We start from the raw sequence: 21,926 nt of genomic DNA on the forward strand, positions 1-21,926 counted from the left end.
CCACCGTGGCGCCTACTTCAGCGGATCGTAGATCTTCGTCAGCAGGTCGGGCTTGCCCGCCAGCCGTTGAAGTCGCGGGTAGCGCAGGCCGCCGTGGTAGTCGACCGCCACCGTGCGGAAGTGGTCGTCGTCCTTGACGATCAGGGTGATCGGGCCCCCGCCGTCCTTGGCCGCGGTGATCGCTTCCTTCAGCCGCCCGGCGTCGTAGGCGATGCCGTTCACGGCCATGATCTTGTCGCCGACGGTCAGGCCGGCCTTGTACGCCGGGCCATCCCACAGCACCCCCGTCAGGGCGCCTTCGCGGTTCAGGGCGAACCCGATGGAATAGGTGAGGTCCACCGTCTTGCGGCCGGCCTCGTAGTCCTTCCAGTAGTCGGTAGGCTTGTCGGTGTAGACCAGCTCGTAGCCGCCGCGGGTGAGGCCATCCAGCGGGAACTTCGGCGCCACCTCGCGCAGCCGTTCGGTCAGGAAACCGGCCCAGTCGTAGGGCATAACGTCGTTCAGGCCCTTCACGACGTCGTCGAAGGTGTAGACGAGGGGCTGCTTCCACGCCCCGTCGTTCACGCCGAAGAAGGCGCGGGCGAAGTCGTCGAGCGACTTCTTGCCGTTCGTCTTCTCGCGGATCAGCGTGTCGGCGTCGAGCCAGACGAGCTGGCCTTCGGAATAGTAGTCCTCGCTGCGTTGCCAGCTGGTCCAGGGGATCGGGCGGCGGCCGGCGATGATCGGGTCGTTGGTGGTGTCTTCCACCGAGCGCCACTGGCGCCCGGGCCGGCCCTCGGAATAGGCGGCGGCGGTCATGGCCAGGGCGTCGAGGGTCTGCTGCTTGGTCACGAGGCCCGAGCGGACGCCCAGCACGTAGCCCCAGTACTGGTCCTGGCCCTCGTAGACCCAGAGCAGGCTGTCGCGCATGGGGACGTTGTAGTTGGGCGTCCAGAGGTCGGCCGGCCGGCGGTACTTGCCGTCCCAGGAATGGTTGTACTCGTGCGGCAGCAGGTTGCGATTGGGCGCGTCGAGGTCCCACTCGGTGAAGTACTCGGGGTCGGTGCCGTTCTCGCTCGACCGATGATGCTCCAGCCCGATCCCGCCCATGCGGCTCGTGAGCGCCAGCAGGAAGTCGTAGTGGTCGTAGTGGCGCGCGCCATAGAGCTTGTCGGCCTGGCGCACCAGCTCGCGGTGCTTCTCGATCTGGTCGGGCTTGGCGTCGAGCAGCTCGGGCCGGTCGGCGACGATGTTCAGGCGCACGGGCGACTTGCCGCTGGTGTCCAGGTCGAAGCGCTTGAAATAGCGGCCCGCGAACATGGGCGAATCCAGGAAGGTGTCGAAGTCGACGGGCTTGAAGGTGACGAGCCCGCCCTCCTGGCTGGCGGTCTCCAGCGCCGTGCCATAGCCCCAGCCGTCGGGGAGGCGGATCGAGGCCTCCACCGGGATGCGGCGGGTGAAGTAGCCGGCCGGATACATCGCCAGCGCGATCCACTGGGCGTTCAGCATCTCGGGCGTCATCACGATCCGCCCGTGGTCGCGGGTCGTGGGCGACAGGTATTGGAACTCCACCTCCAGGCTGGTCGCACCTTCAGGCGGGGTGACGTGGAAGCCGAACACCTGCACCGGATCGCGCTTCCAGGGCAGCGGCTTGCCGTCGGCGCGGATCACGAGGCCGGCGATGTCGTAGATCGGATTGCGCGGCGAATGCCCGCCCGGCACCCACTGCGGATAGAGCAGGACCACCGGGCCGGGGCCGGCCAGGGGGATCGTCTCCTTCACGCGGAAGATGCGGCGCTCCAGGTCGGTGGCGTCCACCTGCACCTTCAGCACGCCGGGGTAGGCGACATCCTGCGGCGCCGGGATCGCCGGCGGCATGGGGAGCGGCTGCGGTCCGTCGGAGGTCTGGGCGGCCAGCGGCGAACCGAGAGCCAGGGCGGCGGCGAAGGCGAACAGCGCAGATTTCACGGGCGACCACTTCCATGTCAGGGGAATGGAGCCGTTCTAGAGCGGGTCGGTCGCCGAGCTCAACCGCCGCTCGCAGCATCCTTCGGCTCGCCCGGCGCGGCGGCTTCGTCCTCCTCGCTCTCGACGGCCTCGATCGGAGGGCGCTTGGGCGGATCGAACGCCTGGCCGAAGCCCAGAAGGATCATGGCGAGCCCGGCGGTCCCGCGCGCGCTGCGCCCATGACGGCGGCCGAACCACGCGGCCGCGGGGGCCAGGATGGCCAGCGCCGCAAACGCGAGGAGGTAGCCGAGCCAGTCGCCCATGCCGTCAAGGTGGGGCCGGGCCTCGCCAATGAAAAGGGCCGCGGATTCCTCCGCGGCCCTCCAGGGTCTCAGACGTCTGAGACTAGCACTTGAAGTACATGTCGAACTCGACCGGGTGAGGATGGAGCTGAAGGCGCATGACCTCTTCCATCTTCAGCTCGATGTAGGCGTCGATGAAGTCGTCGCTCATGACGCCGCCGGCCTTCAGGAAGGCGCGGTCCTTGTCGAGGTTCTCCAGGGCCTCGCGGAGCGAACCGCAGACCTCGGGGATCTTCTTCTGCTCGCGCGGCGGCAGGTCGTAGAGGTTCTTGTCGGCCGGCGCGCCGGGGTCGATCTGGTTGATGATCCCGTCGAGGCCGGCCATCAGCAGCGCCGTGAACGTCAGGTAGGGGTTGCCCATCGGGTCGGGGAAGCGGGCTTCCAGACGCTTGCCCTTCGGGCTGTCCACGTGCGGGATGCGGATGGAGGCCGAGCGGTTGCGGGCCGAATAGGCCAGCTTCACCGGGGCTTCGTAGCCCGGCACCAGGCGCTTGTAGGAGTTGGTGGTCGAGTTCGAGAAGGCGTTGATCGCCTTGGCGTGCTTGATGATGCCGCCGATGTACCACAGGCACATCTGCGACAGGCCGGCGTACTTGTCGCCTGCGAACAGCGGCTTGCCGTCGCCCCAGATCGACTGGTGCACGTGCATGCCCGAGCCGTTGTCGGCGAACATCGGCTTGGCCATGAAGGTCGCGGTCTTGCCGTAGGCATGGGCCACGTTGTGGATCACGTACTTATAGAGCTGGAGCCGGTCGGCCATGGTGATCATGGTGTCGAACTTCAGGCCGAGTTCGTGCTGGGCCGGCGCCACCTCGTGGTGGTGCTTCTCGGGCTTCATGCCCAGTTCGCCCATGACCGCCAGCATCTCGCCGCGCAGGTCCTGGCCCGAATCGACGGGGTTGACCGGGAAGTAGCCGCCCTTGGGGCCCGGGCGGTGGCCCATGTTGCCCTCGGGGTATTCCTTGGCCGAACTGACCGGCAGTTCGGTGGAGTCGTAGGCGTAGAAGGTGTCGTGCGGGGCGGTGTTCCAGCGCACGTCGTCGAAGATGAAGAACTCGGCCTCGGGGCCGAAGTACACGGTGTCGCCGATGCCCGACGACTTCACGAAGTTCAGCGCCGCCTTGGCGATCGACCGCGGATCGCGCTCATAGGGCGTGCCGGTGTCGGGGTTCACCACGTCGCAGAAGAGCGCCAGGGTGGTCTGCTGGTAGAACGGGTCGATGATCGCCGAGTCCAGGTCGGGACGCAGCTTCATGTCGGACTCGTTGATCGCCTTCCAGCCGGCGATCGAGGACCCGTCGAACATCGTGCCGTCGGTGAGGAAGTCGTCATCGACGAGGTCGATGTCGAAGGTCACGTGCTGCATCTTGCCGCGCACGTCGGTGAAACGGACGTCGACGTATTTGACGTCCTTTTCCTTGATCATGTTCTGGATGTCTTTGGCGGAGGCCATGGTTCTAATCCCCTTTTCGCAGTCTCATTAGCGTCGGTCAGATGGCGACGGACCCGGTCTCGCCGGTGCGGATGCGGATCACGTCATCGATGTCGGAAACGAAGATCTTGCCGTCGCCGATTCGCCCGGTGCGGGCCGCTCCGGCGATGGCTTCGACCACGGCGGTCAGCTGATCGTCGGCGATCACGACCTCGATCTTGATCTTCGGCAGGAAGTCCACGACGTACTCGGCGCCGCGATAGAGCTCGGTCTGACCCTTCTGGCGACCGTAGCCCTTGGCCTCGATGACGGTCATGCCCTGGACGCCCAGTTCCTGCAGCGCCTCCTTCACCTCGTCCAGCTTGAACGGCTTGATGATGGCTTCGATCTTTTTCATGGACCCGGCTTGTACTCGACGCGATCCGTCATGGGGCGTTGCGCCTCTACGGTTGGTGGCGACCCAGCACGCGCCAGATGGGCCCCACAAGCGCGGTTCGGTTGCTTGCCGTTGCGGCGGGCTGGGAAACTAGAGGGACGCCTGAAAAATGGGCGCCAAGTGATCAATTTGCGATCAGGTGCGAAATCGGCCCAGGACGGCTGCTTCCGCATCGAGGATCGTCAGGAAACCGCACGGGAGGCGGCTGCAGGATGGACGAACGGACCCCGGTGCTTATCGGAGCGGGCCAATTCACGTACCGGGGCGACCCGGCGGCGTCGCCGTCTCCCACCGCGTTGCTGAAGATTGCAGCGGAACGCGCCGCCGACGACGCGGGAATCGGCGCCGCGGGCCTCGCGGCGATCGACACCTTGGCCGTCGTGGGCTTCACGATCGACGCGCCAGGGTCCCGGCGGGGCGCCATCCCGCACGCCAGCAACCCGCCGGAAAGCCTCGCTCGACGGATCGGCGCGGCGCCCCGATGGAGCGTCTACACGGCGATGGGCGGGAACACGCCGCAATATGTGATCAACACCCTGGCCGAGCGCGTGGCTCGGGGCGAAACCGAGCTGGCCTTGACGGTCGGCGCGGAGTTCCTCGGTTCGGCGATGAAGCGGCTGGGCAAGGGCCTCGGCTTCGACGACTGGAAGGCCGCCGAGGACGAGACGCTCGATCCGCCCAAGACGATCGGCGACCCGCGCCCCGGCGTCACGCCCTACGAGGCGCGGCACGGCCTGGACCGGCCCATCAACATCTATCCGCTGTTCGAGAACGCGCTCCGGGCCCGCGACGGCCGCTCGATCCCCGACCACCAGGCGCGCTTGGGCAAGCTGTTCGCCGCCTTCACCGCCGAGGCCGCGCGGAATCCCGAGGCCTGGTTCCCGATCCAGCGCTCGGCGGAGGAACTGGTCACGGTCTCCGAGAAGAACCGGATGATCGGCTTTCCCTATCCCAAGCTGCTGAACGCGATCATGGAGGTCGACCAGTCGGCCGGGGTGATCGTGGCCAGCGCGGCCAAGGCCCGGGCCCTGGGCGTGCCCGAGGACAAGTGGGTCTACCTGCACGGCTGCGCCGACGCGGCCGACCTGTGGCATCCGCTCGACCGCCAGAACTTCCACTCCAGCCCGGCGATGCGCCTGACCGGCAAGCGGGCGCTGGAGATGGCGGGCGTGTCGCTCGACGACATCGCGCTGTTCGACCTCTACTCCTGCTTCCCCGTGGCGGTGGAGATCGGCGCCGAGGAACTGGGCCTGTCGCTGGACGACCCGCGCGGTCTGACGGTCACGGGCGGCCTGCCGTACGCCGGCGGCCCCGGGAACAATTACGTCATGCACTCGGTGGCTGCGATGATGCAGCGCCTGCGGGCCAAGCCGGGGGCGTTCGGCCTGGCGACCGGCAACGGCTGGTACCTGACCAAGCAGTCGACCGGCGTCTATTCCACCCGGGCGCCGGACAGGCCGTTCGAACGCGAGGACCCGGCGGTGATCCAGCGCGAGATCGACGCCCTGCCGCATCCGGACATCATCGAAACGCCGCAAGGCCCGGCCAAGATCGAAACCTACACCGTGGCCCACAAGCGGGAGGGACCCTTCGTGGCGATCGTGATCGGACGGGATGCGAACGGGCGGCGTTTCTGCGCCAACACGCCGGGCGATCCTGGCCTCTTGACCGCGATGGAGGCCTCGGAGCAGGTGGGTCGGCCCGGATCGGTCGGCCAGTCGGCCGACGGGCTCAACATCTTCACGCCGGACTGACTCACATGCCGCGCCTCTACATGATCCGTCACGGACGGCCCGCCTCGACGTGGGGCGGCCACGACGACGATCCGGGTCTCGACGAGACGGGGCGCGGCCAGGCCGTCGCGGCGCGCGACTGGCTCTTGTCGCGGCCGGCGGACGAGCGTCCCCGACTCGTCGTGAGCTCGCCGCTTCGCCGCTGCCGCGAGACGGCGCAGCCGACGGCGGAGGCCCTCGGCGTCGAGGCCGTGGTCGATCCGATGGTCGGCGAGATCCCCACGCCCAAGGCGCTGAGCGCCGAGGCGCGGCCGGGGTGGCTGCGGCAGGCCTTCCAGGGCACGTGGGCGGCGATCGAGGGCGACCTGGACTACGACGCCTGGCGCGGCGACATCGTCCGTTCGCTGCTGGCCCGCGGCGATACGGCGGTGTTCTCGCACTATGTGGCGATCAATGGGGTGGTCTCGAAGCTGCTCGGCGACGAGCGGGTGCTGGCCTTCCGGCCCGACCATTGCTCGATCACGGTGCTGGAGACCGACGGGCGCGAGCTTCGGCTCGTGTCCAAGGGGGCCGAGGCGTCAACGGGGGTCCTTTGACCGCGCGTCCGATCCTGACGGTGGCCCAGACCGCGGCGGCCGATCGGGCCGCCATCGCGGCGGGGACGCCCGGCGTCACCCTGATGGAGCGCGCGGGTGCGGCCGTGGCCGACGCCATCGTCCAGCGCTTCTCCCCGCAGCGAACCCTCGTCCTGTGCGGACCGGGCAACAACGGCGGCGACGGCTATGTCGTGGCGCGGCTGCTCAAGGCGAAGGGCTGGCCGGTCGAGGTCAGGGCGCTTGGCGACCCCGTCACCGACGACGCCCGCGCCGCCAGGGCGCGCTGGGATGGCCCGACCAAGCCGCTGTCGGCGCGGCTCGAGGAGGCGTTGATCGTCGACGCCCTGTTCGGCGCCGGCCTTTCCCGGCCGCTGGGCGGCGAGGCCGGGGCGATCGCCGCCGCGCTGGCCTCGCGGCCGGCGGCGGTGGTGGCGATCGACACGCCGAGCGGCGTGCCCGGCGACACGGGCAGGCCCGAGGGGCCGGCCGTCTGCGCGGGACTCACCGTGACCTTCCACGCCCGCAAGCCCGCCCACGTGCTGGAGCCGGGGCGCGGCCTGTGCGGCGAGGTCGTGGTCGCCGACATCGGGCTGGGCGACACCCCCTCGGAGCTTGTGGAGAACGGCCCCGACTTCTGGCTGGCCCGGTTCCCTTGGCCGACGGCGGCCTCGCACAAGCATGCGCGCGGGCGGCTGATCGTGGTCAGCGGCGAGGCCTGGAGCACCGGCGCGGCGCGCCTCGCCGCTCGCTCGGGCCTGCGCATCGGCGCCGGCTTGGTCACCATCCATTCGCCGCCGGACGCATTGACGTCGAACGCGGCGCACCTCGAGGCCGTCATGCTGCGGCCCTTCGAGAACGATTTCGAACTGGAGCAGGCGGGCCACGCGGCCGAAGCCGCCGTGATCGGCCCGGCCGCAGGGATCAACGAGGCCACGCTCAACAATGTGCTGGCGCTGGCCAGGACCGGCGCGGCCCTGGTCATCGACGCCGACGCGATCACCGCCTTCCGCGACGAGCCGGACGAGCTGTTCTCCGTGCTCGACCGCGACGACGTCCTGACGCCGCACCCCGGCGAATTCGAGCGGCTGTTTCCGGGCGTCATGGCGGCCGCGCCCGAACGGATCACCGCGGCGCGGCGCGCGGCCGAGACGGCGGGCGCGGTGGTGCTGCTGAAGGGCGCCGACACGGTGATCGCCGCGCCGGACGGGCGCGCGGCGGTCAACCTCAACGGCTCGCCGTGGCTGGCGACCGCGGGCTCGGGCGATGTGCTGGCCGGCTTCATCGGCGGGCTCGTGGCGCAGGGCATGGAGAGCTTCGAGGCCGCCTGCGCCGCGGCCTGGATCCATGCCGAGTCGGCCGAACTTCACGGCCCGGGCCTGATCTCCGAAGATCTGCCGGACCTGGCGCCCGGCGTGCTGCGCCGGCTCTACGACGAACGATAGCGGATCAAGGGGCCACATGGGTCGCCCCGACCCCGCGACGGGAGGCGGGGGCCGGGGCGAACGGTGGCGGGTGTCGGGGAACAGGTCCGCCACCGCATGTTGTCCGTGATGTGGGAGATGCGCGGACTACGCAGTTACGGGCCTCGCGCGCGGCCGGATGCAGCCGGATGCAACAAGCAGTAGAATTTTTTTCAGCGGGCGTTCCGGGCCCGCTCGCGCACCGTGTCGACGGCCAGGGCGATCCCCGCCAGCAACAGGGGAAGCACGAAGAAGAACAGGCGATAGCCGAGGAACGCGGCGGCCAGGGCGGCTGGCGCGGGCCCCTTGATCAGCGTGGAAAGCGAGCCCTCGAAGACGCCGACGCCGCCGGGGACGTGTGACAGCTGTCCCACCACGACCGACGGGGCGTATCCCGCCACGAAGGTGAAATATGGCACGGAGCCGTCCGGCAGCAGCGACCAGATGATGGCCGCGGCCACGGCGTTGTCGACCGCGCCGATGGTCATCTGCGCCAGGGCCACGCGGAAGGACGGCAACCTTACGCTGTGCCCGAAGGCGCGCAGCGGTCGCCGCCACAGGGCGCAGAGCGCCGCGTAGGCGCTGACGGCGGTCAGGAGCAGCGCGCCCGCGCTGGTGGCCACGGGATTGGCGATGCGGCTGGAGGCCGCGATGTCGTGGCTGGAAGCGAGGAGAAGGCAGATCCCCGCCAGGGTCGACAGCCCCACGGCGAACGAGAAGCCATGGAACAGCGTGGCCGCCGCCACCTGCCGCAGGCTGACGCCGTACTTGTTGTAGTAGCGCGCCCGCACCGCCCCGGAGACGATCAGGTTGGCGCCCAGGGTGTGGGCGATGGCGCTGGCGATGAACGACCCGGCCAGGGCCGAACGGAGCCGCAGGCGCGCCCCGGCCCAGCGCAGGCCGAGCCATTCCACCAATCCCATCAGCAGGAAGCTCGTCGCCGAGAGCCCGAGCGCGGTCAGCACCGAATCCCAGCCCCAGTCGCGGACGGCGGCGGCCACGTGCGCGGGCCGGATTTCGTGGAACTCCCGCCACAGGATGAACGCCGCCGCGCCCAGCAGGACGAACGCCAGGAGATGCCAGGCCAGGCGCTGGATCATCGGGAAGAAGCGCGAGCCCTGCGTCTCCGGCAGGGCGGCGGCGAGTTCTTCCTCCACGTCTTCGAGGACTTCGGCGGGCCGCGGGTCGGGGTCGGAGATCAGCACGAGGTCAGGCAGCCCTTCTGGACGGAAACGCGCGAAGGCGTCCGCCGTGGCGCGGTTTGGCGCAGCATATCGGCCGATTTGTGGAGGCTGTCGCGGTCGGCGCCGCCGGGCGCGTCACTGGTCTTCCGCGGTCTCGAAGCGTCGGCGGAAGTGCGCGACCCAGATAGGAACGAGGGCCGCGGCGAGGCCGCCCAGATCGGCGATCCAGTTGTCGATCAACGGGGCGAGGCGCGCGCCCGCCAGCAGGTGCGAGGCTTCCAGGAGGGTGACGAAGACCGTGAGCCGCGCGGCCGTCGTCATCACCGGCGTCCGCGGCGACGCCGCCAGGCCGAGGAGCCCCGCCACGTAGAAGGCCGCGAAATGCTGCAGGTAGTGGGAGCGGACGAACTGCGGCAGCAGTTCGCGCGGCAGGAAGACAGCCACGACGATGGCGATCAACGCCCCCAGGAACGCGACGCGGGCAAGGATCGCGAGGGGTCCGGTGATGGGGTAGGGGCCGTCGCCGAACAGACTGCGGTCCAGATCCATGGGTGCGCAAGCTAGAGCTTGGAGCCGCCGCAAGGAACCGATTTCGCACGCATGCGGCGTCCGGATCGCAGGGCCGTGGCGAGGCAACCCGCCGGCCCGTCGCGGGTTACCAACAGGAACCCCTGGAGGTGCAGATGACCCGGAACAAGAGCGACGACCGTCGCCGCGCGAAGCCTGAATCGGCCGAGGACGCGCCAAAGCACGATCAGATGGCCGACCGCGAGGCCGAAAGCCGGCAGGAGGCCCTGGTCGACGAGGCGCTTGAGGAGACCTTCCCCAGCTCGGACCCGATCAGCCCCAAGCGCATCACCTGATCCGATCGGTCGCGTCCAGGCGCGGCGCGGGCTGGACACCGTCGGCCGGCCGTGCACGCTGATCCCGCGATGGGGGCTTGGGCGTGGCGCTGATCGAGGGGCCGCTGGCGATCCTGGCGGTGTTGCTTGCGGCCGTCGCGGCCGCCGAGGCGCTGGCGCGGCTGCGCTGGGGCCGCAGCATCGGCGCCGCCAATTTCGTGATCCTGATCGGCGCGGGGCTCGCCAACCTGCGGATCATCCCTCCGGCCGGCGGCGGTGGTCCGGCCTACGACCCGATCTTCGCCGTGGTCACGCCCGCGGCGATCTTCCTGATCCTCCTCGAAGCCAACTTGCGCGCGATCCGACGCGCCGGCGGCATGATGCTGGCCATGTTCCTGATCGGAGCGGGGGGCGTGACGCTCGGTGTCGTGATCGCGAGCCAGGTCACGCCGATCCGCAGCCTGCTGGGCGCCGACTTTCCTTCGCTCGCGGGGATGTACGCCGGCACCTACATCGGCGGCAGCGCGAACTTCAACGCCGTGGCGCTCGATACGGGCGTGATCCGCGAGACGGGCGTCTACGCGGCGGCGGTCGTCGTGGACAACGTCATGACCACCATCTGGATGCTGGCGACGCTCGCCATGCCCGCGGCGCTGCTCGCCACCGGGCGTTTCGGCGCGCCGGCGGCCCGGCGGGCGAGGGACGTCGCGCCGCATTCGCCGTCGGGGCCCGCGATCACCGGCGTCCTGGGCCTGGCGATCCCGGCCGCCATGGCGGTGACGGCGGTCGCCGTGTCCGACGCGGCCTCGGAAGCCCTCGGCCATCTGGGCCTGGCGATCCCCGGGGCGCTGATCGTCACGACCCTCGCCCTGATCGTCGCGCAGATCCCGGGCGTGGACCGGCTGGTCGAGGCCAAGCCGCTCAGCCTGTTCGCCGCCTTCCTCTTCCTGGCGGTGGTGGGCGCGAGCGCCGACGTTTCCGCCCTCGTGCAGGCCGGCCGGCTGGGCCTGACCCTGCTCGCCTTCGTCGCCGTGCTGATCGCGGTCCACGGCGTGGTGATCGTGGCGGCGGGCTGGCTGCTGCGGGCCGATCCCGCGGTGATGGCGGTCGCCTCCAACGCCAACATCGGCGGCGGCACGACGTCCTTCGCGCTCGCCGAGGGCCTCGGGCGCGACGATCTCGTCCTCCCCGGCATCCTCATGGGCAGCCTCGGCAGCGCGCTCGGCTCCTACGTGGGTTTCGCGACGGTGGCCGTGCTGTCGGGCGGCTAGCCCTTCAGCGCCTCGTAGGCCTCCTGGGCCTCGATCCACTCCAGTTCGGCGGCTTCCAGCGACGCCTGGGCCGCGTCGCGCTTGCGGCCGAGCTCAGCGGCCTTCTCCGGATCGCCCGTGAAGGTGGCCGGATCGGTCAGGGCGCGGTCGATGATGGCGACGAGCTCGGTCGCCTTGGCCAGCGCGGCCTCGGCCGTCTCGGCCCGGCGGCGCGCCGGCCCGGTCGGGACCTTGGCTCTCGGCGGCGGGGACGGCGGGGGCGGGGGCGGGGGCGGCGCCTCCTCGCGGACCTGGGTCGGCGCGCGGGCCGCCTGTCGCGCCCGGTCGAGGACGAAGGCGGCGTAGTCGTCCATGTCGCCGTCGAACGGTGTGATCGTGCCGTCGGCGGCCAGCCACAGGCGATCGGCCACCAGTTCCATCAGCGACCGGTCGTGGGTGATCAGGATCACCGCGCCCTCGTAGTCGTTCAGCGCCTCCAGCAGCGCCCGGCGGCTGTCGATGTCGAGGTGGTTGGTGGGCTCGTCGAGGATCAGCAGGTGAGGGGCTTCCAGCGCCACGAGGTTGAGGAGCAGCCGCGCCCGCTCGCCGCCGGACAGGTTGGCGACGGTGGTCTCCACCTTCTCGTGGCCCAGGCCGAACTGCGCCAGCCGCGCGCGCCGCTTCGCCTCGGTCTCCTCCGGCATGATCCGCCGGATGATCTCCAGCGGCGTGTCGTCGGGGTCCATCGCCTCGATCTGGTGCTGGTGGAACCAGCCCACCTTCAGGCGCGGGCTGCGGTGCAGCTTGCCGGCCTCGGTGGTCAGGGCGCCCGCCACCAGCTTGGCGAAGGTCGACTTGCCCGCGCCGTTGACGCCGAGCAGGCCGATGCGGTCGTCGATGTCGAGCCGCAGGTCGAGCCGCTTCAGGATCGGCGGGCCGCCATAGCCCACCGCCGCGCCTTCGAGGCGCAGCAGCGGCGGCGCCAGCGGGCGCTCGGGCGACGGCAGGACGAACGGCGTCACCCGTTCCTCGATGACGGCGGCCACGGGCGGCAGCCGGGCGATCATCTTCAGGCGGGACTGGGCCTGGGTGGCCTTGGACGCCTTGGCGCGGAAGCGGTCGACGAACGACTGCAGGTGGGCGCGCTGGGCCTCGATCTTGACCCGGGTCGCCTCCTGCAGGCGCAGCTTCTCTGTGAGCTGGCGCTCGAAGTCGTCATAGCCGCCCGGATACAGCGTCAGCTTGCCGTCCTTGAGGTGCAGGATGTGATCGGTCGAGCCGTTCAGAAGTTCGCGGTCGTGGCTGATGACGATGGTGGTGTGAGGATACTTCTTCAGCCGCGCCTCGAGCCACAGCGCGCCTTCCAGGTCGAGGTAGTTGGTCGGCTCGTCCAGCAGCAGCAGGTCGGGCTCGGCGAACAGGCTGGCCGCCAGCGCCACCCGCATCCGCCAGCCGCCCGAGAACTCGGCCATCGGCCGGGCCAGGTCGTCCTGCGAGAATCCGAGGCCGGCCAGGATCTCGGCCGCGCGCGACGGCGCCCGGTCGGCGTCGATCTCGATCAGCCGGGCGTAGATGTCGCCCATCTCCTCGGCCGCCGCGGTCTCGAGCCGGGACAGGAGGGTGGCGCGCTCGACGTCGGCCTCCAGCACGGTGTCCAGCAGGCTGACCGGCGTGGCCGGATGCTCCTGGTCGACCGAACCCATGCGGGCCAGACGGGGCAGGCTGATGTCGCCGCCGCCCGGCGTGAACTCGCCCTTGATGAGGCGGAACAGCGTCGATTTGCCCACGCCGTTGCGGCCCACGAGGCCGACCTTGGCGTCCTTGGGCAGCGTGACCGTGGCGCCGTCGAAGAAGCGACGGCCCCAGGAATCGAAGACGAGATCCTTGATCTGGAGCATGAGGCGGGCCGCCTAGCACAACGCTGACCGTGCGTCATGGCGTCCAGCGGGTTGCCTCGCGCGCTCGGAAGACGATATAGACGCCGCCACCGCGCGGAGCCCCCTCCGCGACCTTCCCCGATTTCGAACCCTCAAACGGATCCCATGACCGAACGCACCTTCTCGATCATCAAGCCGGACGCCACGCGGCGGAACCTGACCGGCAAGGTCAACGCGGTGATCGAGGACGCCGGCCTGCGCATCGTCGCCCAGCGCCGCATCAAGATGAGCAAGGCCCAGGCCGAAAAGTTCTACGAGGTCCACAAGGAACGCCCGTTCTTTGGCGAGCTGGTCGAGTTCATGACCTCGGCGCCGGTCGTGGTGCAGGTGCTGGAAGGCGACAACGCCGTGGCGCGCTACCGCGAAGTCATGGGCGCGACCAACCCGGCCCAGGCGGCCGAGGGCACCATCCGCAAGCTGTACGCCGAAAGCGTGGGCGAGAACTCGGTCCACGGCTCCGACAGCCTCGACAACGCCAAGATCGAGATCGCCCAGTTCTTCACCGAAGCCGACATCGTGGGCTGAGGCCCGCGACGGCGACGGATGTCCGCCGGCGGGGCGACCCGCTGAATTCTGTCCAACCGTAACCCAAGTGAGCATGAGAGAGAGCAAGGTTATGCCGAGCTTCTCCGATCGCCTCACCGCGCAAGCGGAGGCCCGGAAAGCTCTTCTGGCGAAATTCAAGCCGAAACCCACCGTCACCGCCGAAGTCCTCGAGACCCGCGAGCAGAGGAAGGCGCGCGAACTCGAAGAGGTCCGCGCCCGCCGCGCCGCCGAAAAGGAAGCCGCCCGCCTGGCCAAGGAAAAGGCCGAGGAAGAGGCGCGCGTGGCCCGCGAGAACGACGAGGAGCTGATGCTTCAGCTCAAGCGCGAGGATCGCAAGGCCCGCAAGGCGGCCGCCAAGGCCGAGGCCCGCGCCAAGCGCGAGATGAAGTCCCAGCTGCGCCGCACCGGCTGACCGGCGCGACCGTCTACAGGATCACGGGCTTGCCGTGCGGTGTGCGCCGATAGGCGTCCGCCCACGCGGCCTTGCGCGCCGTCAGCGCTTCCGCCGTGAGCCCGCGCGCCGTCACCAGCTTTTCCAGCGCCGCCACCCAGTGGTCGTAGTAGCGGCTGCCGTTGTCGGGATCGGCCGCCCGTTCGGCCCCCAGCGCCTGGGCCCATTCGTTCCAGGTGAAGGCGCCGTCCTCATGCAGCTTGAGCGTCAGGGCGAAAGCCTGTGCCTGCCAGGGCTCGGCGAACACCGGCCCGTCGGCGTCGCGCGGCAGGCCGGGAACGTCCGGCGTCTCAGGCCCGCTCAAGGTAGGGCTCCCACAGATCGAGGCTCACGCTGTCGCGCGGCGAGGCGTCGGGCCCCCACAACTCCCGCGCCGTGAAGCGCACGAGATAGAGCGGCCGGGCATCGTCGCCCCCGCCATGGGCGTGGCTGTCCGGGAACACCTGCACGCCGTGCAGCCGCTCGACTACGCCCGTGCGCCCGCGCACATAGCGCGGCAGGCGGGTGTGGCCGGTCGGATTGAGGTTGCGGGCGCGCACGCGGTCGCCCGGCTTGAACTGGGCCCGGGGCCCCTCGCGCAGGTAGGAACCCTGGTGGCTCAGCGCGGCCGTGACGTCGCCCGGCCCGAGCCGCGGCGTCGCCTTGGGCGCGGCGGGGTCGGCTCGGCCCGACGCCAGCTCCTCGGGCGTGACGATCCCGTGCTTCACCAGCAGCGCGCAGACGCCCGCGAACCACTTCTCGTAGTAGCTCATGCGAAGATATTCGGGGCCCGGGATCAGTTCGCGCTGATGGCGGCCCTCGTCGATGTTGCCCCGGGTCGGCGAGGCGATGTTCATGGCGAACACCCGCCGCTCCCAGTCGGCGTGGAACACCGGCTCGTCGACCTCGGGGTCGATCGGGCCCAGGCCATGCATGCCGCCCATGTCGTGGACGCCGTTCATAGCCGCGCGGTCCCGATCATGCCGTCCCGGGTCACCAGGGCCGCCAGCTCGGCCTCGCCCAGCTCGTCGGTCCCGGAGGGCCGCTCGGGGATCACGAGGTAGCGGACCTCGGCGGTGGAATCCCAGACCCGGATCTCGGTGTCGGCGGGAAGCTCGGTTCCGAACTCGGCCAGCACGCCGCGCGGATCGATCACCGCGCGGGATCGGTAGGGCGAGGACTTGTACCAGACCGGCGGCAGCCCCAGCACCGGCCAGGGGTAGCAGGAGCACAGGGTGCAGACGACGAGGTTGTGGACGCCGGGCCCGTTCTCCACAGCCACCATGTGCTCGCCCTGCGCGCCGCTGAAGCCCAGCTCGGCGATCGCGGCGGTGGCGTCCTCGCGCAGCCGCTCGCGATAGGCCGGATCGCTCCAGGCCCGGGCCACCACCTTCGCGCCGTTGCGCGGTCCCACCTTGTGCTCGAAGTGGTCGACGATCGCGTCCAGCGCCGCCGGGTCGACCAGCCCCTTTTCCACCAGCAGGGATTCGAGCGCCTTCACCCGAAGCGCCATGTCGGACGGAGGCTCCTGGCCATGGTCGTGGCCATGCCCGTCGTGATCGTGATGGTCGTGCGCCATGGGCGCGAGGTTGGCGCCGCGGCGGCGGAAAGGGAAGGGCGGGGGGTGACCGGCCGGGCGATGCCTGCGATCATCGTTCCGGGAAGGAGGCCGCCATGGATGGTCCGCACCTGATCCTGTTCGCCGATCCGATGTGCTCGTGGTGCTACGGCTTCTCGCCGGTGGTCGACGAGATCCGACACGCCTACGGCAACGCCCTGCCGGTGCGCGTCATCATGGGCGGCCTGCGGCCCGGGACCGAGAGGCCCATGACGCCCGAGGCGGCCAACGAGATCGCGACCCACTGGAGCCATGTCCACGAGGCCTCGGGGCTGCCGTTCGACGCCTCGCTGCTCCGGACCGGGACCTTCGTCTACGACACCGACCCGGCCGCCCGCGCCGTGGTGGTCGTCCGTCGGCACGGGCAGGACGTGGCCGTGCGCTACCTCGCCGCGGCCCAGCGCGCCTTCTACGCCGAGGCGCGGGACGTCACCTCGGGCGAGGTGCTGGCCGACCTCGCCGCCGAATTGGGGCTGGACCGCGAGGAGTTCCTGGCCGACTGGGCCTCGGACGCGGCCAAGCAGGAGACCTGGCGCGATTACGCCACCTCGCAGCGCGCGGGGGTCACGGGCTTTCCGACCCTGATCGGCGGCCCCAACGAGCATGGCGTCTACGGCGTCGTCGCGCGCGGCTACGCCCCGGCCGAGCAGGTGCTGGCGGTGCTCAGGGACTGGATCTCGCGGATCGCGGCCTGACGCCTAGTTGGCCGGCGGCGGCGGATTGACCGCCACGTCCTGGATCAGCTTGGCCAGCAGATAGAGCCGCGGCGTCAGCGTCGTCAGGTCGAGGTACTCCAGGTCGGAGTGGAAGCCGCCGCCCACGGGCCCCAGGCCGTCCAGCGCGGCCACGCCCGCCTCGTTCGCCAGCGCCGATTCCGAGGCCCCGCCGTTGCCGCCGCGCCCCAGCGTACGGCCGAGGCCGGCATAGATCGCCGCGGCGCGGTCGGCCAGGGCGTCGGTGGCGGCGTTGTTGGGCAGCGGCGGATAGGACGTGTCCCGATGGACGGTGACGGTCGTGCCTTCGATCGAGGGCGCCTTGGCGCTGGCCTCCAGCGCCGACATCACCGCGTCCACCTGGCCCTTGTCGCGGACCCGCAGGTTCAACGTCGCCTGCGCCGTGTCGGGGATGATGTTGTAGCGCGAGCCGGCGTTCAGCAGGGTGAGATTCAGGGTCATGCCGTCGCCGAACTTCGGGAACGGCTTGATGGAGTCCAGCTGGTGCATCAGCTCGTCGGCGGCGTTGCGGCCCTCGTGCGGGGCGACGCCGGCGTGGGCGGCCTTGCCCGCCACGTCGACGACGATGACGTTGGAGCCCTTGCGCCAGACCGTGGCCGCGTCGGGCGGATCGCCGGGTTCGAGGTTCAGCTCGACGTCGGCGTCCTTCAACAGCTTGTCGATCAGCCCGCGCGTGCCGGGCGAACCGCGCTCCTCGGACGACTCGATCAGGAAGACGATCTGCTTGAAGTCCTTGAAGCCGAGGTCGTGCAGGATCTTGAGCGCGTAGACGCCCTCGACCACGCCGCCCTTCTCGTCGGAGACGCCGGGGCCCATGGCGTGGTCGCCCACGATCTTGAAGGGCCGTTGCGCCGCCGTGCCCGGGCCGAACACGGTGTCGAGGTGGCCGATCATCAGGATGCGGCCCTTGCCCGTCCCCTTCAGCGTGGCGACCAGGTTGTCGGCGAGGTCGGGCGCTTCGGCCGGGATCCGCTCCACCTGGAAGCCCAGGGCCTCCAGGCGCGGGACGAGCACGTCGGCGACCTTGCGGCCGCCTTCGACGTCGCCGGTGCCCGAGTCGATGTTGACCACCTGCTCCAGCAGCTTGAGCTGGTCCGGCCGTGCGGCTTCGGCGGCCGCCCACAGGCGCGCGTCCTTGGCCACTGTCTTCGGCGCGGCGAGCGCGGGTTGGGCCATCGCCACGGCGGCGAGCGCCAGCCACGTCTTCACGTCCATGTTCGAGACCCCATTCGGCGATTTGCTGTGCATAGCGGCGCGGCGCCCGCGCGGCGAGCGTCGCTGACGTTTGTCGCGGCGATTTTGGGCTGATGAATCAAGTCTGTCACGCAAGCGAGTTAACAGATTGCCGTTGACGCTGGCGCAGTGCGAGCCAAGCGTCAGCGAGTGATCGTGGGCGGGGGGAGTCCGTCCGAAATCTCGACGACCTGGCCGGGACGTCCCGGCCGCGGGTGAGGCTGCCTGCGCCTCGCCTTGCGCAACCTTCGAACAGACGGACCTGAGTAATGACCACGCTTTCGCCCGGCGATCTCGCGCTGATCGGCTACGCCGCCGACACGGGGGGCAAGTCCTTCGCCTTCGTCCTGCTCCGCGACGTCGATGCGTCGACGACGATCAACTTCACCGACAGCGGCTGGCTGGCCGCCGGCGGGTTCCGCGCCGGGGAAGGGACCGTGAGCTGGACGGCGCCGGCCGAGGGCGCGACCGCCGGCACGGTGGTCACCTTCACCGGCCTCACGGGCAGTCTCAATCCGTCCACCTCCGGCGATCAGATCATCGCCTACCAGGGCGCGGCGGGCAGCCCGACGCCCCTGTTCTCGCTGGACTTCGCCGACGGCAACACGACCTACGCCGGCGACGCGACCAATTCGAACACCAGCGCCGTTCCGACCGGCCTGACTTTCGGATCGACCGCCCTGGCGTTCGGGCCCGACAACGGGGCCTACACCGGCCCCACCAGCGGCTCGGCGTCCGATCTGCTGTCGGCGATCGCCGATCCCGCCAACTGGACGACCAACGACACCACGCCCGTCAGCTACGCCGCGAACTTCACGATCAGCAGCGGCACGACGGTCGGGATCGACGACGTGGCCATCCTCGAAGGCGACGCCGGCGACACGGTCCTGCAGTTCACCGTGACGCGCAGCGACACGACCGGCGACTTCGACGTCAACTACGCCACCCAGGACGGCACGGCGACGGCCGGCTCCGACTACGACGCCACGTCGGGCGTGCTGCACTTCGCGGCGGGCGGCCCGGCCAGCCAGACGATTTCGGTGACCGTCCACGGCGACACCGTGGTGGAGTCCGACGAAACCCTGCTGGTGAACCTCTCCGGCGCGACCGGCGGCGTGGCCATCGCCGACGCCCAGGGCCAGGGGACCATCACCAACGACGACGCCGCGGCGACCACCACCCTGACGCCCTGGATCAACGAGTTCCACTACGACAACTCCGGCGGCGACGTGGGCGAGTTCGTCGAGGTGGCGGGCCAGGCCGGCGTCGACCTCAGCGGCTACACCCTGCTGCTCTACAACGGCAACGGCGGGGCGGTTTACAGCACCATCGCCCTCGGCGGCGTGATCACCGACCAAGCCAACGGCTTCGGCGCGATCAGCTTCGCCACCCCGGGCATCCAGAACGGCGCGCCCGACGGCATCGCCCTTGTCGGCCCTTCGGGCGTCATCGAGTTCATCAGCTACGAAGGCGAGATGACCGCCACGGGCGGCGCGGCCTCCGGCATGACCAGCACCGATGTCGGGGTGCTCGAGGACGGCTCGGCCAACGGCACCTCCATCGCCCGCACGGGTGAAGGCCTGGCCGGCAGCGAATTCACCTGGGTCCTGAGCGGCAGCGCGTCGCCCGACACGGTCAACGCGGGCCAGACCTTCCCGGCGATCACGCCGCGGGTCCACGTGTCGGACGTCTCGGTCGCCGAGGGCGACGCCGGGAACACCATCCTGACCTTCACGGTCACCCGCGTCGGCCTGGCCGGCGCGTTCACGGTGGACTACGCCACCCAGGACGGCTCCGCGACGGCCGGTTCCGACTACACGGCGGCTTCCGGAACGCTGTCGTTCGCCGAGAACGACACCAGCCTGACGGTCAACGTCACGCTCAGCGGCGACACCGACCCCGAGCAGAACGAGACCCTCTTCCTCAACCTGTCGAACGCCACGGGCGACGCGGTGATCGTCGATCCGCAAGGGCAGGGGACGATCCTCAACGACGACCTGCAGGTGCTGAAGATCTACGAGATCCAGGGCGCCTCGCACACCTCGCCCTACGACGGCCAGCACGTGCTCACTGAGGGCGTGGTCACGGCCATCGACACGACGGGCTCGCGCGGGTTCTGGATCCAGGACGCGACCGGCGACGGCGACGACGCCACCTCGGACGCAGTCTTCGTCTTCACCGGCGCGACGCCGACCGTCGAGGTGGGCCAGCTGGTCCGCGTCGAAGGCAATGTCACCGAGTACCAGGGTTCCGACCCGAACAACCTGACGATCACCGAGATCGAGAGCCCCGTGGTCAGCGTCATCGGCACGGGGACGGTCGAGGCCACCGTCATCGGCGCCGGCGGCCGCCTGCCGCCCACGGAGGTGGTCGAGGACGACGGTTTCGCGACGTTCGACCCCAGCCAGGACGCCATCGACTTCTACGAGTCGCTGGAAGGGATGCTGGTGACGGTGAAGGACGCCCAGGCCGTGGACGCCACGTCCGGCAACGCCACCTGGGTCGTCAGCGACCTCGGCGCCAACGCGACCGGCATGAACGACCGCGGCGGGATCACCATCGCCGACGGCGACATCAACCCCGAGCGCATCCAGGTCTACTACGACTCCGGCGTCGGCCCGGCCGAGGTCCAGCCGTCGGCCGGCATCGGCGACCACCTGGGCGACGTGACCGGGGTCATCAGCTACTTCGGCGGCAACTACGAGCTGCTGCCGACCGCGATCGGCTCCACCGGGACCGGCGCCGCGCCGCCGCGCGAGACCACGGCCCTCACCGGCGACGCCGCGCACCTGACCGTCGGCGCCTACAACGTGGAGAACCTCGATCCCACCGACCCGCAGGCGAAGTTCGACCAGCTGGGCCATGACATCGCGGTCAACATGGGTTCGCCCGACATCGTGGGGCTGGAGGAGATCCAGGACGCCGACGGCGCCGGGAACGGGACCGACTACTCGGGCGCCGCCACCGCCCAGAAGCTGATCGACGCCATCGTGGCGGCGGGCGGGCCGCACTACGTCTACATCGAGATCGCGCCCACCGCGAACAACACCACCGGCGGCGAGTCGAACGGCAACATCCGCCAGGGCTTCCTCTACAATCCCGACCGCGTCGACTACGTGGACAACTCGATCCACCAGCTCACCGACAACGACCCGACGAACGGCGACGCCTACAACAACAGCCGCAAGCCGCTGGTGGCCGACTTCACCTTCTCGGGCCAGACGATCACCGTCGTCGACGTCCACAACTACTCGCGCGGCGGCAGCGACGAACCGTTCGGCGTCAACCAGCCGCCGATCAACAACGGCGATCAGCGCCGGCTCGACCAGACCACGCCGGTCAAGGAGTACGTCGAGGGCCTGGTCGCCTCGAACCCCGACGCCAAGGTCGTGGTGATGGGCGACTTCAACGCTTTCCAGTTCGAGGACTCGGTCCACCAGCTGGAGACCGGCGGCGCGCTGACCAACCTCTCCAACCTGCTCGATCCCACCGACCGGTTCTCCTACGCCTACGAGGGCAACGCCCAGCAGATCGACCACCTGCTGGCCTCGCCCGATCTCTACGCCTCGGCCGAGTTCGACATCGTCCACCTCAACACCGGCGTCGCGGGCGGCGACCGGCCGACCGACCACGACGCGATCGTGTCGCGCTTCGACTTCAACGTGGGCCCCGAGGCGCATGACGACGCCGCCGCGGTGAACGAGAACGCCTCGGTCCAGATCGACGTTCTGGGCAACGACACCGACGCCAATGTGGGCGACGCGCTTGAGATCGTGTCGGTGTCTGCGACGGCGCAGGGGGCGAGCGTGGCGGTGGTGGACGGCCATCTGGTCTACACGGCCGACGCCGACATCTTCGACCTGCTGGGCCTGGGCCAGACGGCGCAGGACAGCTTCACCTACGTGATGCGCGACGCCGGCGGGGAGACCAGCTCGGCGAGCGTCTCGGTGACCATCTCGGGCGTGGCCGACGGCCCCACCCAGACCGGCGGAAACGGGGTCGACACGCTGACGGGCACGTCGGCGGACGAGAAGCTCGACGGCGGCAACGGCAACGACAGCCTCTTCGGCGGGGCCGGGGCCGACACCCTGGTGGGCGGCAACGGCGACGACGCCCTCTCGGGCGGCGACGGCATCGACAGCCTCACGGGCGGCAACGGCGCCGACACCCTGGAAGGCGGCGCGGGCCACGACATCCTGGCCGGCGG

20 protein-coding genes are annotated in these 21,926 nt (G+C 70.1%); 9 read left to right on the forward strand and 11 right to left on the reverse strand.

Going from position 1 to position 21,926, the window contains the following annotated elements:
* Positions 1 to 12: 12 nt before the first annotated feature.
* The 4 genes from GC203_RS04920 to GC203_RS04935 all read right to left on the reverse strand — a co-directional run bounded on the left by GC203_RS04920 (position 13) and on the right by GC203_RS04935 (position 4,117).
* Positions 13 to 1,947 (reverse strand): PDZ domain-containing protein, encoded by a 1,935-nt coding sequence (locus GC203_RS04920; protein ID WP_293451918.1) that lies wholly within the window; start codon positions 1,945 to 1,947, stop codon positions 13 to 15.
* A gap of 59 nt (positions 1,948 to 2,006) precedes the next feature.
* Entirely contained in the window at positions 2,007 to 2,249 is a 243-nt protein-coding gene (locus GC203_RS04925) for a hypothetical protein (RefSeq protein WP_293451920.1), read from the reverse strand.
* Positions 2,250 to 2,331: 82 nt separating this feature from the next.
* Positions 2,332 to 3,741 (reverse strand): type I glutamate--ammonia ligase, encoded by a 1,410-nt coding sequence (gene glnA, locus GC203_RS04930; RefSeq protein ID WP_293451922.1) that lies wholly within the window; start codon positions 3,739 to 3,741, stop codon positions 2,332 to 2,334.
* A 37-nt stretch (positions 3,742 to 3,778) separates the two neighbouring features.
* Complete coding sequence (locus tag GC203_RS04935) at positions 3,779 to 4,117, reverse strand: P-II family nitrogen regulator (RefSeq protein ID WP_293451924.1); 339 nt, start codon at positions 4,115 to 4,117, stop codon at positions 3,779 to 3,781.
* 251 nt (positions 4,118 to 4,368) lie between these two features.
* On the opposite strand from GC203_RS04935, the gene GC203_RS04940 reads away from it, so the two are divergent.
* From GC203_RS04940 to GC203_RS04950, 3 genes are read left to right on the forward strand one after another with little or no spacing between them, the layout of a single operon-like run.
* Positions 4,369 to 5,910, forward strand: a complete 1,542-nt coding sequence (locus GC203_RS04940) for an acetyl-CoA acetyltransferase (RefSeq protein WP_293451926.1) — start codon at positions 4,369 to 4,371, stop codon at positions 5,908 to 5,910.
* Positions 5,911 to 5,915: 5 nt separating this feature from the next.
* Positions 5,916 to 6,485 carry a histidine phosphatase family protein gene (locus GC203_RS04945; RefSeq protein WP_293451928.1) on the forward strand — a complete coding sequence of 190 codons (570 nt, stop codon included), beginning with the start codon at positions 5,916 to 5,918 and terminating at the stop codon, positions 6,483 to 6,485.
* Positions 6,482 to 7,927, forward strand: coding sequence for an NAD(P)H-hydrate dehydratase (locus GC203_RS04950; protein ID WP_293451930.1), 1,446 nt, complete (start codon positions 6,482 to 6,484; stop codon positions 7,925 to 7,927). The genes GC203_RS04945 and GC203_RS04950 overlap by 4 nt, the downstream gene beginning before the upstream one ends.
* Before the next feature lie 191 nt (positions 7,928 to 8,118).
* On the opposite strand, the gene GC203_RS04955 is transcribed toward GC203_RS04950, so the two are convergent.
* Positions 8,119 to 9,150, reverse strand: coding sequence for a lysylphosphatidylglycerol synthase domain-containing protein (locus tag GC203_RS04955; RefSeq protein ID WP_293451932.1), 1,032 nt, complete (start codon positions 9,148 to 9,150; stop codon positions 8,119 to 8,121).
* A 114-nt stretch (positions 9,151 to 9,264) separates the two neighbouring features.
* Entirely contained in the window at positions 9,265 to 9,678 is a 414-nt protein-coding gene (locus GC203_RS04960) for a hypothetical protein (RefSeq protein WP_293451934.1), read from the reverse strand.
* A 134-nt stretch (positions 9,679 to 9,812) separates the two neighbouring features.
* On the opposite strand from GC203_RS04960, the gene GC203_RS04965 reads away from it, so the two are divergent.
* Both GC203_RS04965 and GC203_RS04970 read left to right on the forward strand, forming a co-directional pair.
* A complete protein-coding gene (locus GC203_RS04965) occupies positions 9,813 to 9,992 on the forward strand; it encodes a hypothetical protein (RefSeq protein WP_293451936.1) in 180 nt (59 codons plus the stop codon).
* 83 nt (positions 9,993 to 10,075) lie between these two features.
* Complete coding sequence (locus GC203_RS04970) at positions 10,076 to 11,242, forward strand: DUF819 family protein (RefSeq protein ID WP_293451938.1); 1,167 nt, start codon at positions 10,076 to 10,078, stop codon at positions 11,240 to 11,242.
* On the opposite strand, the gene GC203_RS04975 is transcribed toward GC203_RS04970, so the two are convergent.
* Positions 11,239 to 13,119, reverse strand: coding sequence for an ABC-F family ATP-binding cassette domain-containing protein (locus GC203_RS04975; RefSeq protein WP_293451940.1), 1,881 nt, complete (start codon positions 13,117 to 13,119; stop codon positions 11,239 to 11,241). The genes GC203_RS04970 and GC203_RS04975 overlap by 4 nt on opposite strands.
* 144 nt (positions 13,120 to 13,263) lie before the next feature.
* On the opposite strand from GC203_RS04975, the gene ndk reads away from it, so the two are divergent.
* On the forward strand, positions 13,264 to 13,683 hold the full coding sequence (gene ndk / locus GC203_RS04980; protein WP_293451942.1) for a nucleoside-diphosphate kinase: 420 nt from the start codon (positions 13,264 to 13,266) through the stop codon (positions 13,681 to 13,683).
* A gap of 73 nt (positions 13,684 to 13,756) precedes the next feature.
* On the forward strand, positions 13,757 to 14,116 hold the full coding sequence (locus GC203_RS04985) for a DUF6481 family protein (protein ID WP_293451944.1): 360 nt from the start codon (positions 13,757 to 13,759) through the stop codon (positions 14,114 to 14,116).
* A 13-nt stretch (positions 14,117 to 14,129) separates the two neighbouring features.
* On the opposite strand, the gene GC203_RS04990 is transcribed toward GC203_RS04985, so the two are convergent.
* The 3 genes from GC203_RS04990 to nthA are packed head-to-tail and all read right to left on the reverse strand — an operon-like array spanning position 14,130 to position 15,713.
* On the reverse strand, positions 14,130 to 14,459 hold the full coding sequence (locus GC203_RS04990) for a nitrile hydratase accessory protein (RefSeq protein ID WP_293451946.1): 330 nt from the start codon (positions 14,457 to 14,459) through the stop codon (positions 14,130 to 14,132).
* Positions 14,446 to 15,096: a nitrile hydratase subunit beta gene (nthB, locus tag GC203_RS04995; RefSeq protein WP_293451948.1), complete on the reverse strand. Its 651-nt coding sequence runs from the start codon at positions 15,094 to 15,096 to the stop codon at positions 14,446 to 14,448. The genes GC203_RS04990 and nthB overlap by 14 nt, the downstream gene beginning before the upstream one ends.
* The gene (gene nthA, locus GC203_RS05000; protein ID WP_293451950.1) at positions 15,093 to 15,713 is read right to left on the reverse strand and encodes a nitrile hydratase subunit alpha; all 621 of its coding nucleotides are present in this window, start codon (positions 15,711 to 15,713) and stop codon (positions 15,093 to 15,095) included. The genes nthB and nthA overlap by 4 nt, the downstream gene beginning before the upstream one ends.
* 95 nt (positions 15,714 to 15,808) lie before the next feature.
* Here nthA and GC203_RS05005 point away from each other — a divergent pair, with 95 nt between their 5' ends.
* On the forward strand, positions 15,809 to 16,447 hold the full coding sequence (locus GC203_RS05005) for a DsbA family protein (protein WP_293451952.1): 639 nt from the start codon (positions 15,809 to 15,811) through the stop codon (positions 16,445 to 16,447).
* Positions 16,448 to 16,450: 3 nt separating this feature from the next.
* Here the strand turns inward: GC203_RS05005 and GC203_RS05010 are convergent, their stop codons facing one another.
* On the reverse strand, positions 16,451 to 17,701 hold the full coding sequence (locus GC203_RS05010; protein WP_293451954.1) for a glutamate carboxypeptidase: 1,251 nt from the start codon (positions 17,699 to 17,701) through the stop codon (positions 16,451 to 16,453).
* 287 nt (positions 17,702 to 17,988) lie between these two features.
* On the opposite strand from GC203_RS05010, the gene GC203_RS05015 reads away from it, so the two are divergent.
* The coding region (locus GC203_RS05015; RefSeq protein WP_293451956.1) for a Calx-beta domain-containing protein at positions 17,989 to 21,926 on the forward strand (3,938 nt) is incomplete at its 3' end.

Source organism: Phenylobacterium sp. (assembly GCF_016124325.1).
In the GTDB taxonomy this organism is placed as follows: domain Bacteria; phylum Pseudomonadota; class Alphaproteobacteria; order Caulobacterales; family Caulobacteraceae; genus Phenylobacterium.